The sequence below is a fragment of the Bradyrhizobium sp. genome (assembly GCF_049586575.1).
Taxonomy (GTDB): domain Bacteria; phylum Pseudomonadota; class Alphaproteobacteria; order Rhizobiales; family Xanthobacteraceae; genus Bradyrhizobium.
The window spans coordinates 1-10,456 of sequence record NZ_JBAVCF010000328.1; the positions used below are offsets into that span (position 1 = coordinate 1).

The following is a 10,456-nucleotide window of genomic DNA, read 5'->3' on the forward strand; positions in this document are numbered from 1 at the left end:
CGGTCACGGTGCAGCAATGCATCGATGCGGCTACCGATCAAATGCTGCAATCGAGCGCCGGTCCGTTGTCGCTGCCGGCCTGCACCAACCGCGAGGTGAAGACGTCAGACCGTGGGATGTCGATCGATTCCAAATGCAGCTTCAATGGCAAGCCGGCGAGCGCGCATGCCGATATCACCGGCAGCTTCGACAGCGCCTACGCCATGACGGTGACGGCCGAAGGCTCTGACCTGCCGGCGACGAAGATGACGATGGAAGGCAAGTGGCTTGGCGCGTGCGCCGCGGGTCAACAGCCGGGCGACGTCGTCATGGCGAACGGCCTCAAGGTCAATATTCCGGAATTGCAGAAGCGGGCGCTCACGCCAGATGCGGCCACGCAGCTCGGCAAATAGGCCGCGATTCGCCCCCGATTTACTCATCGCGTCACGCGCCGGCGACCCGGCGCTCTTCAGGTTGAGAGGGCGGTGATTCCCCTCAACTTTCGGCATCTGCCGTCAGTGCCCCGCCATGTGACGGCCGACCTCGGTCAGGTTCGCCTCGCTGGCGCGGGCCTCGTAGACGAACTCGCCGTGAAACATCACCACCAGCCGGTCCGATAGCTCGAGCAGTTCGTCGAGATCCTCGCTGACCAGCAGCACCGCGGCGCCGCGGTTGCGCGCCGCCATGATCTCGGCATGAATCTGCGCGACCGCCACGAAGTCGAGCCCGAAGCAGGGATTGGCGGCGATCAGCACTTCGACATCGCCGCCGAGCTCGCGCGCCAGCACCGCGCGCTGCACATTGCCGCCCGATAGCGCCGAGATCGGCGTATCCGGGCCGCGGGTCTTGATCTTGTAGCGGTTGATTTTCCGCTCCGCATCGCTTCGGAAGGCCGCGCGGTTGAGCCACCAGCCGCCCTTGGCAAAGGGCGCGCGGTCGAACTCGCGGAAGGCGACATTGTCGGCGACGCTCATGCCGCCGACGCAGGCGTTTTTCAGCGGCTCCTCCGGCAACAGCGACATCTTGTGCCGGCGCATCTCCTCGCGGCTGGCATGATAGGCATCGCCCGCGACGCGGATTTCGCCGCTTTCGGCCTCGCGCTGACCGGCGAGCACTTCAACGAGTTGACGCTGGCCGTTGCCGGAGACGCCGGCGATGCCGACGATCTCGCCGCCGCGCACGGCAAGCGAGACGTCGTTCACCGCGACCGCGCCGGCATCGTCGAGCGCGCAGACCTTGTTGAGTTCAAGCCGCACGCCGCCGGTCTCGCCCGAGCGCGGCGGCTGAATGGTGAGTTCTTCCGCGCCGATCATCGCGCGCGCCATCGCATCGGGCGTCATCTCCTTGACCAGGCCTTTGCCCGCAAGCTTGCCGCGGCGCAGGATGGTCACTTCATCAGCGAACGCCATCACTTCGCGGAATTTGTGGGTGATCATCAGGATGGTCAGTTCGCCTTTTTCGACCATGGCGCGCAGCATGCCCAGGACTTCATCGGCCTCGCCAGGCGTGAGCACCGAGGTCGGTTCGTCCAGGATCAGGAAGCGCCGCTTGAGATAGAGCTGCTTGAGGATCTCGCACTTCTGCCGTTCGCCGGTCGAGATATCGGAGACGCGGGCAGTGAGCGGCACCTTGAACGGCATCCCCGACAGGAAAGCTTCCAGCTCTTTCTTTTCCCTGGCCCAAGCGACCACGGCCGGCACGTCATTGCGCGCCAGCACCAGGTTTTCCGCCACCGTCATCGCCGGCACCAGCGTGAAGTGCTGGTACACCATCCCCAGGCCCAGCGCATGCGCGTCCTTCGGATTGGCGATCGCCTGTTCGCGCTCGCCGACGATGATCTGGCCTTCGGTGGCGTGGTAGTAGCCCATGATGCATTTGACGAGCGTGCTCTTGCCCGCGCCGTTTTCCCCGAGCAGCGCGTGCAACGTCCCGGGACGTACCTTCAACCCGACATCGTCGAGCGCTGTGAAATCGCCAAAGCGCATGGTCATCGCAATGGCGTCGACGCCGAACGCGCCGGAGGGCGGGGGTATTTCGCCGATGATCACCTAAATCGCTCCGATCAGGTCGGTTGATTTCGCCACCGCGCCGAACACGCCGCCCTGCATCTTGACCATTTTCACCGCGTGGTCGTGATTGCCTCTGTCGGTCGCGCCGCAGCAGTCTTCGAGCAGCACGCATTCGAAGCCGCGGTCGTTGGCTTCGCGCATGGTGGTGTGAACGCAGACGTCGGTGGTGATGCCGGTCAGGACGAGATTCTCGATGCCGCGCAGGCGCAGCATCAGTTCCAGATCGGTGGCGCAGAAGGATCCCTTGCCGGGCTTGTCGATGATCGGCTCGCCTGCCAGTGGCGCGAGATCCGGAATGATTTCCCAGCCGGGCTCGCCGCGCACGAGAATGCGTCCGCACGGGCCGGGGTCGCCGATCCCGGCGCCGATCTGGCGCGAACGCCAGCGCTTGTTGGCGGGAAGATCGGCAAGGTCCGGACGGTGTCCCTCGCGGGTGTGAATGATGTGGTAGCCCTTGGCGCGCATCGCCGCGAGCAGGCGTTTGATCGGCTCGATCGGCGCGCGGGTTAATGACAAATCGTAGCCCATCTTGTCGACATAGCCGCCGACGCCGCAGAAGTCGGTCTGCATGTCGATAACAACAAGCGCGGTGTTCTCGGGGCGAAGGTCGCCATTATAGGGCCACGCATAGGGTTCGGACTTGATGGTGCGCTCGGGCATGGTCGGCCTCGTCAACGGGTGATCGATAGTTCGGCGGGCGCGCCGGTCAGCGTGCGTTTCGGCGAGCAGGTGATGATCATGATCGCAAGCGTCAAAATGTAAGGCGCCGCATTGAACAGATGATAGCCGGAGGTGACGCCGACCGATTGCAAGGCCGGTCCCAATGCCGCGGCACCTCCGAAGGCGAGCGAGGCCCACAGGCACAGCATCGGGTCCCAGCGCGCGAAGATCACGAGCGCGACCGCCGTGATGCCCTGGCCCGAGGACAGGCCCTCGTTCCAGCTTCCGGGATAGAACAGCGACAGGAACGAGCCGCCGACTCCGGCGAGGAAGCCGCCGACCATGGTGGCGCGCAGGCGGATCAGCAATACCGAATGGCCCATGGCGCGCGCGGCGTCCGAGCTTTCACCGGCGGTGCGGATCAGGAGACCCCAGCGCGTGGTTCGAAACGCCCAATAGAGAATCGGCGCGAGCAACACGCCCAGCAGAAACAGCACGTTGACGCGAAGCGCCGCCCGCACCTGCGGGATATCGCTCCACCAGCCGAAATCTATCGCCGGCAGCCGCGGCGCCGTCGGCTCGATCAGCGGCTTGCCGAGATAAAATGCGAGCCCGGTGCCGAACAGCATGAGTGCAATACCCACCGCAACGTCATTGACGCGCGGCAGCGAGCAGATACCGGCGTGCAGCACGCCCAGCATGGCGCCGGTGATGCCGGCGGCAAAGACGCCTAGCCACGGCGAACCGGTGAGGTAGGAGATGCCGTAAGCGCTCATCGCGCCCATCACCAGCGTGCCTTCAAGGCCGAGATTGATGCGGCCACTTCGCTCGGTGATGCATTCCCCGAGGCTCACAAACAGGAACGGCGTGGAGACGCGGATGGCGCCGCCGAATACGGCGAGCGGTACGGTCCAGAGTCCGATCGACCCGCCAGCCATGTCAGGATTTCCCCTTCAGAAAGCCGATCCGTCCATACAAGGCATCGCTCGCCAGCACGAACACGAAGATAATTCCCTGCAGTACCTGAACGGAGGCGTCGGGCAGGCCGAGCCTTCGCTGCAACAGGCCGCCACTCGCGCCGATGCCGCCGAGCAGGATCGCGACCGGAATGATCGCAAGCGGATTTTGCCGCGCCAGGAACGCGACCAGGATTCCGGTGAAGCCGTAGCCGGCGGCGAGGTTGGCGTTGGTGCGTCCCTGCACGGCGGCGACCTCGACCATGCCGGCGAGGCCCGCGCAGGCCCCGGCCAAAAAGCAGATGGTCAGGACCAGTCTGCCGACGGAGAGGCCGACGATCCTGGCGGCGCGCACATTGCCGCCGGCGACGCGCGCCGCGAAGCCGAAGGTGGTGTGATAGATCAGGATGTAGGAAGCGATCGCGGCGATCAGGCCGAATACCAGGCCCCAATGCACCTCGGTGCCGGGAATCGAGCCGATCATGTTGGCGGCGCCGATCTCGCGCGTCGACGGCTTGTTGAGGCTCGCCGGATCGCGCATCGGACCTTCGACCAGATGGTTGAGGATGGCGAGCGCGATATAGACCAGCAAGAGGCTCGATATCGTTTCGTTGACGCCGCGATATTGCCGTAAGCCCCCCGAAAGCAAAATCCACAAGCCGCCGCCGGTCATGCCGGCCGCCGCCATTGCGAACTGGACCGCGAGCGGCGGAGCCGAGGGCACCGTGAGCGCGATAGATGTCGCCGATAATGCGCCGATCAGGAGCGCGCCTTCGCCGCCGATGATGACAAGGCCGAGTTGCGCGGGCAGCGCGGTGCAGAGCGCGGTGAGGATCAACGGCGCGGCGCGGGTCAGCGTGTTCTGCCAGGAGAACCAGGTCCCGAACGCGCCCTGGTACATGTAGAAATACAGGTCGAGCGGGTTCTTGCCGAACAGCGCGACAAAGACGCCGAACACCACGAGCGCGCCGGCAAGCGCCGCGCCCGGGATCAGGATGTATTCGATGGTGGCGCCGTGGCGCTGGAGAAATCCGGGATCGGAGGAAGGCGCAACGGCCACCACCTCTCCCGGATCAGCTACTTCTGATGTCACGAAGTCGCTCCAATCACGCCAGATGTCACGAAGTCGCTCCGACCACGCCCTCGACCAGATAGTCCATCTTTTCGAGCTCGGGATCCTGCTGGGGGCGCTCGGTGCCGGCGGCGACAACGGTCTTGCCCTTGTTGTCCAGCAGCGGGCCCTTGAAGATCGAAAGCCCGGTCGCCATGAACTTGGCCTTGACGTCGTCGGCGTGCTTGCGCGCCTGTTCGCCCACCGCCGGGCCGTAAGCCGAGACCTTGACGATCTCTTCCTTCAGGCCGCCACGATAGAAGTTTGGAATGCCTTCGCCCGACGCGATCATCTTGATGAACTTCGGATAGAGCGCTTCCCAGTTCCATTCCGCGCCGGTGAGATAGGCCTTGGGCGCAAGCGGCGACTGGTTGACGTGATAGCCGCACACCATGGCGCCGCGACGCGCGGCGTTTTCCACCATGGTCTTCGGACCGTCGACATGGCAGGTCAGTACGTCGATGCCCTGGTCGATCAGGCTGCCGGTGGCTTCGGCCTCCTTGACCGGCATCGACCAATCGCCGGTGAAGATCACCTGCGTAGTAACTTTCGGATTGGCGAGCTTGGCCCCTAATGTAAACGCGTTGATGTTGCGCAACACCTGCGGGATCGGCTTGGCCGCCACGAAGCCGAGCTTGCCGCTCTTGGAGGTGTAGCCGGCGACGATGCCGGAGATGTACTGGGCTTCGTCGATATAGCCGAAATAGCTACCGGCGTTCTTCGGGTCCTTGTCGCTCCACAGGCCGCCGCAATGTTCGAAATGTATTTTCGGATACTTGCTTGCCACCTTGAGCACGTGCGGGCTGTAGTAACCGAACGAGGTCGGAAACAGGAGCGTCGCGCCGTCGAGATTGATCATCGACTCCATGGTCTTTTCGACCGCGTCGGTCTCCGGCACCTTCTCTTCTTCGATAACCTTGAGGCCCGCGATCTTCTTCAGGGCAGCCGCGCCCTGTGCATGGGCCTGGTTGTAGCCGTAGTCGTCGCGCGAACCGACATAGATGAAGCCGATCGTGGTGTCCGCGGCCGCGGCTGGGCGTGCGCCGAACGCGGTGCCGAGTGTCAGCGCCGCGCTTCCCTGCAACAGGCGCCGTCGTGAAATGCTGCTGAAATCCATTGACTACTCCCCGTGGCGGGTAAGCACCCGCTCCCATCTCGCGGCCGCGCCGGTTCGACGGGCCTGAAAGAGCAGTCGCAAGCTTCGTGCCAGAGCCGAGCGGGGCGTATCCGCCTGTTTCGATTGGGGAATGGTCTGGAAGCAAATTTCCCGTGATTTCGCTGCTGACTAAAATCACGGCAGATTTGGCGGATTGTATGCGGGAGAGTTGAGCAATCGGGGCTTGGTGAGGCCGGATAGCCTGCGTGCCGATCCCCGGACCCTCCTGGATTGCCTAGAAATTAGGCGGCGGATTGGGCCGAGCCGACGCAGGGAGAACCCGCCAACTGCGATGTCGATGTCGCTACCCAAACCGCGAGCCGGTTCTCGCGGCCTATTCGAATTTGATGCCCATCCGGAATTCTGTGCGCCGGACCACCTGACAAGCTATTTTCAGGCCGTCCTCCGGGATCACCAGCGTGAATTTTTCAGGAACACTCTTTGGATCGGAAACTTCCAAAGATGCGCCGGTCAGCGAGAGATCGCGCACCGTGCACGTGATTTTGTCGCCGCCGTGCTCGATCCAGGCAAGCTTTCTGACTCGGTAGCGGGGTGATTCTCGGCCTTCGACCATGGGCGCACTGGGTTCTGACGATCTAGGGAAAAGGGACTTCGTTGCGGGTCTTCGCGCCTCGCCGGGACGCAGGCACAACCTTTGCCAACTCCCAGAGACAACCGAATTGCTCCGGCGCTTCGTTTAGCCATGTGATGGCATCGCGTGCGGTCAGCCGGATGATCCGTTCCTCAGGATCCGGTTTCCTGTCGGATGACATGTACAGCCAGAACACACCGTTCGTGGTTCGAAACAACCTTTCATGTCCGATAAACTCGGCCATCGTCTGGTAGTCGACCATTGGATATTCGCGGGATGCCAGGAAATGCATGGCGATCTGGAGATCCAAAAAACATCAAAAACGTAAAAAATGTCGGCGACACCGAACCGGTTTATCCACGCCAAACGACGGTGATTCGGGTCAACTGTTTCCTCGAACTACGCCAAAAGATTAAAGATACACTAAAGAAACCGCCGCCCTTCAAAGGCCGCCCATCATATAAGGACCTTAAGTCGCACCCGGGCGAGCCGCGCTGGTGTTGCTGAGCGCCATGAAGGTAGGCAGTGCCGACTGGTAGCGCGGGTTGATTTGCCCGAGACGGGCAAATCAGTTGACGCCGTGTCTAGCCCCTTCCGTAAAAATAATTCGCTTAACCTGTCGGGCAAATCAGTGGCCCGCCCGTGCTACGAATTCGGGGAAGATGATCTTCAAGTTCGCTTCGGGCAAATTCGCTGCTCTATCGGGAAAGACTTTCAAATTCGCAGCTAAACCTATTGGTTTCAATCGGTTTGAGTTGGAGTTCGAGGATTAAGATCGGGATTTCGAAAAAGTTGACCTTTCATCTGTCTCATCGGTGTCCAGCATTTGTTTTGTCGGCCCCCTGAAATCGCGAACCCCGTTTTCATCGAACTCGTGCAGCGGAACGTATTGGCGTGTAGCGGCACTATCCACGATGGTGAGCGTACGGCTGTCGAGGATGAGCCAGCGTTCGCCGTCTCTAACCAAGACAGCCAGGTGCAATTCGGCTGGCACCGTCGCGATTCGGAGCATAACTAGCCTCCTGTCGCGGACATCAATACCCGCATCGGCAAGCGCTAAGTACTTGGCAATCGCGTAGCTCTTGCAGTCACCGGCCTGGCTAAGTGCCGCCAACGGTGAAAGCCATGGTACATTTGCGCGTGTTGCGGGAATTGCGGCGTTGATCGATCGATTGAGGTGGCCGATCAGATGGCGCCTATCATAGTGACGCGCCTCGTCAACAATAGAAATGAGGCGTTTCGCAGCGGAAGAACTGCATGCCCGCTCGACCCGACACCGACTGATCTCACCTTCATCTTCAGCAAATTTAAGCTGGAGTTCGCGCCAAATTATAATCAAGTCAGAATACCTCGAGGATACTGCTTCAAGGCCGAATGGCTCCATATCTGCCGAGGCCAGTGAGGTTGTAAACGCCACGGCAAGGAGCCCCGCGGCCGCAATTAGATGATTGCGCCACCTCGTGCCAATCATGCTGATTCTCCCCGTCCAAGATGAAAAGCCCGCTGAAGCCGAGGCGGCGCCGATGGGCGGGTTTTGCCCAACCAACATTCTATGGGAGATCGTGCTCCTACGAAAAGGAACGCGCCAGATGGCCATTGATTTTAGGTCGTCTTGATTAGGCGAAGATCGCTTCCGTATTTGCAGCATCGTTCTGCTGCCGTTTGACACCGTTCCGCGCCTGATTTGGCGCCGCAACCGTGATCGAGAGAGCGGCGAGCGACCTATTGCCCAGTTGTCAGAGGTTTGATTGTCACATCAGTGGCGCCCTGGATCCCACCCGATGATGCGGCGAAAATGCGCATTGATCGCATCGTAGCATTCGCATGATTCATCTCTTAGAGAGTCCATATCAATGAGCAGGATCCGCCCAAGGCGATAATCGATCAAGCCGGCTTTGTGGAGCCTCCGCACCGCCAAAGCCACGTGGCTGCGATTCGCGCCGAGCATTTGCGCCAAGGATTCCAGCGAGACAGGAACGGCAGTATCGTTAAGAAGATCGTGCGCCTGAAGCAGGCAACGGACGAGGCGCTGATCCAGACAATGAATCGCGTTGCACGCGGCCATTCGCTGAGCCAGCACTAGCATCATCTTCTCGTGGCGAATACAGGAGAGCCAAAATGATTCGCTGCAAGCGACAAGCGTCTTCAGGATATGAGGATTGATTATAGCTGCCTTCATTGCGACGCGGACGATTGCATCGTTGATCGCTGTTGCTTCGTCGTGTAACGCCGTCAGGCCCGCAACGCTATTGGAGCCTGTGGATCCGGTGTCTACGAGTTGTCCATCCGCAAGTCTCACGACGAATGAGATCATGCCCGCGACAGGAAAATAGACGTGCTCGATCGTCTCGTTGTTGCGATAGAGAACGGCGCCCTCCGGCAGGTCGACAATGGCGAGGTGTCGTTCAAGCGGTTCAAAAACCTGCGATGACAGCAGGGATAAGAAGTGGTTGGGCAAGTTTAAAGTGGTCATCACCGATCGCCGCACTGTGTCGAGTATTAATACCGATCAAAATCGGCTATCGGCAGTAGTCAACCCAAAGGCCTCCAGCCTGCGATTATGAAAGAGCATCGAGTTGCGGGCACCAAGCAAGATCGGCTTGCTTACCGGCCGAGATACTTATGTAACCATTCGGGAATGTCTCCCGCTCCAGGCCCGCCGGCCCCCATTGTTACGATTGCGGTGTTGCCGCCGCTTTGACGATAGATCGTCGTTCGTCCGGGAGACTTCTCGATCCTCTCCACGGCCCGGCCAGGGTCTCCGGTTTGGGTAATCGTGGCGACACCGTTGGCGTCCCGAACGACCGTCGTGTCGCGGCTTCCGTTTTCGCCGGCTCCGCCGGCATGGGCTGTTTCGCACATCAGCAAGACCAATCCTGCTGCTAGCAAAGCGATTCTCACGACATGCCTCCATCTGCTTTCGTCATCGAGCGAATTGGAATATGGCCAGCCAATTCCTCAGCCCGAACTGGCTGACGAATCCGGTGTTGAGATTGCCTGTCTGTGCGATCAGCGCGTTTGTCGAGACGCCGACCTGGCGCAGGTTGACCAAGTTGCTCAAACCGTCTTGCGCGATCAGCGCGTTTGTCGTCGTGCCGACCTGGATGATCTGCGTAATGTTTTTGGTGCCGTCCTGAATGATGGTTGCGTCGACCGTGCCCGTGCCAACCTCGATGACCCGCGCGATGTTGATCCTGCTGGTCTGGTCGATGACCACCGGTTTCACGGCGTTGCCGAACTCGACGATCGTCATCACGCTGACGTTCCGATTATGACGTTCACCCGCCGCAGCCGGCGAAGCCGCCATCGCAAGAGCAAGAAGCGATCCGGCAACGATTTGATTACGCAATCGCATGTTTGTCTCCCCCATAACGTTTCATCATTTTCGGGTTCAAGAAGCTCACGGTTTGACGTTGTTAAGCGGCGAAAAAGCCATCGTCGTAATGCCGCCGGATTGGCCGACGAACGAGAAATTGGTCGTGCCGAATTGCGCCACGCTGACGTCGCGGTCCCTCCAAACTGGAGGATGCCGACATAGTTGCCTGCTTCATTCTGGGGGGCCGCACCGAGGCACTGGTGCCGCCGACCTGAAGTATGTCAACCCCGTTGAATTGCCTATCAAATGCAATATGAACCCACCGTACTTCCGGCGACAGACCGCCATTCAATCTAGGTTGATCGGATTAGGCGAAGGTCGTTCGCACTATCTGGCCACGCAAGCTGATGAGGCGGTGCCGGCATGTGAGTCACCGAGGACTAGTCTGACATCGGATGCAGGTGGTACCGATGCACCTGCAACGATAATCGAGATACCAAAACGCTATCCTGCAACACCGTCTTCACTAAAACGTCGCCATTAGGCTGAAGCATCAGCATTTGCAAAGAACACCATCTCCAATTGATTGCTGCGAGAGAATTATAAATCGATCGCTC

The 10,456-nt window shown here is 60.5% G+C and carries 12 protein-coding genes; 1 reads left to right on the forward strand and 11 read right to left on the reverse strand.

The annotated features are described in order from the left end of the window. The coding region (locus WB528_RS12660; protein ID WP_423888753.1) for a DUF3617 domain-containing protein at window positions 1–392 on the forward strand (392 nt) is incomplete at its 5' end. 102 nt (window positions 393–494) lie between these two features. Here WB528_RS12660 and WB528_RS12665 read toward each other — a convergent pair. The 11 genes from WB528_RS12665 to WB528_RS12715 all read right to left on the reverse strand — a co-directional run bounded on the left by WB528_RS12665 (window position 495) and on the right by WB528_RS12715 (window position 9,878). Next, window positions 495–2,027 carry an ABC transporter ATP-binding protein gene (locus WB528_RS12665; RefSeq protein ID WP_423888754.1) on the reverse strand — a complete coding sequence of 511 codons (1,533 nt, stop codon included), beginning with the start codon at window positions 2,025–2,027 and terminating at the stop codon, window positions 495–497. Next, window positions 2,028–2,708 carry a cysteine hydrolase family protein gene (locus WB528_RS12670; protein WP_423888756.1) on the reverse strand — a complete coding sequence of 227 codons (681 nt, stop codon included), beginning with the start codon at window positions 2,706–2,708 and terminating at the stop codon, window positions 2,028–2,030. It lies immediately after the preceding gene. Window positions 2,709–2,719: 11 nt separating this feature from the next. Continuing rightward, a complete protein-coding gene (locus WB528_RS12675; RefSeq protein WP_423888757.1) occupies window positions 2,720–3,646 on the reverse strand; it encodes an ABC transporter permease in 927 nt (308 codons plus the stop codon). A gap of 1 nt (window position 3,647) precedes the next feature. Next, complete coding sequence (locus WB528_RS12680) at window positions 3,648–4,757, reverse strand: ABC transporter permease (RefSeq protein ID WP_423888758.1); 1,110 nt, start codon at window positions 4,755–4,757, stop codon at window positions 3,648–3,650. A 25-nt stretch (window positions 4,758–4,782) separates the two neighbouring features. Further along, on the reverse strand, window positions 4,783–5,892 hold the full coding sequence (locus tag WB528_RS12685; RefSeq protein ID WP_423888759.1) for a BMP family ABC transporter substrate-binding protein: 1,110 nt from the start codon (window positions 5,890–5,892) through the stop codon (window positions 4,783–4,785). 373 nt (window positions 5,893–6,265) lie between these two features. Next, window positions 6,266–6,505, reverse strand: a complete 240-nt coding sequence (locus WB528_RS12690) for a PilZ domain-containing protein (RefSeq protein WP_423888760.1) — start codon at window positions 6,503–6,505, stop codon at window positions 6,266–6,268. A gap of 22 nt (window positions 6,506–6,527) precedes the next feature. Next, window positions 6,528–6,833: a hypothetical protein gene (locus tag WB528_RS12695; protein ID WP_423888761.1), complete on the reverse strand. Its 306-nt coding sequence runs from the start codon at window positions 6,831–6,833 to the stop codon at window positions 6,528–6,530. A 459-nt stretch (window positions 6,834–7,292) separates the two neighbouring features. After that, window positions 7,293–7,994 (reverse strand): hypothetical protein, encoded by a 702-nt coding sequence (locus tag WB528_RS12700; protein ID WP_423888762.1) that lies wholly within the window; start codon window positions 7,992–7,994, stop codon window positions 7,293–7,295. Between the two features lie 285 nt (window positions 7,995–8,279). Next, window positions 8,280–8,996, reverse strand: coding sequence for a Crp/Fnr family transcriptional regulator (locus WB528_RS12705; protein ID WP_423888763.1), 717 nt, complete (start codon window positions 8,994–8,996; stop codon window positions 8,280–8,282). A 131-nt stretch (window positions 8,997–9,127) separates the two neighbouring features. Continuing rightward, complete coding sequence (locus WB528_RS12710; protein WP_423888764.1) at window positions 9,128–9,424, reverse strand: hypothetical protein; 297 nt, start codon at window positions 9,422–9,424, stop codon at window positions 9,128–9,130. A 22-nt stretch (window positions 9,425–9,446) separates the two neighbouring features. Further along, window positions 9,447–9,878: a curlin gene (locus tag WB528_RS12715; protein WP_423888765.1), complete on the reverse strand. Its 432-nt coding sequence runs from the start codon at window positions 9,876–9,878 to the stop codon at window positions 9,447–9,449. Window positions 9,879–10,456: the final 578 nt, after the last annotated feature.

What these genes read in the sequence shown, in the direction of transcription:
- WB528_RS12670 (WP_423888756.1), bottom strand. Translation starts at nt 2,708, where the DNA reads ATGCCCGAGCGCACCATCAAGTCCGAACCCTATGCGTGGCCCTATAAT.
- WB528_RS12675 (WP_423888757.1), bottom strand. Translation starts at nt 3,646, where the DNA reads ATGGCTGGCGGGTCGATCGGACTCTGGACCGTACCGCTCGCCGTATTC.
- WB528_RS12685 (WP_423888759.1), bottom strand. Translation starts at nt 5,892, where the DNA reads ATGGATTTCAGCAGCATTTCACGACGGCGCCTGTTGCAGGGAAGCGCG.
- WB528_RS12690 (WP_423888760.1), bottom strand. Translation starts at nt 6,505, where the DNA reads ATGGTCGAAGGCCGAGAATCACCCCGCTACCGAGTCAGAAAGCTTGCC.
- WB528_RS12700 (WP_423888762.1), bottom strand. Translation starts at nt 7,994, where the DNA reads ATGATTGGCACGAGGTGGCGCAATCATCTAATTGCGGCCGCGGGGCTC.
- WB528_RS12705 (WP_423888763.1), bottom strand. Translation starts at nt 8,996, where the DNA reads ATGACCACTTTAAACTTGCCCAACCACTTCTTATCCCTGCTGTCATCG.
- WB528_RS12715 (WP_423888765.1), bottom strand. Translation starts at nt 9,878, where the DNA reads ATGCGATTGCGTAATCAAATCGTTGCCGGATCGCTTCTTGCTCTTGCG.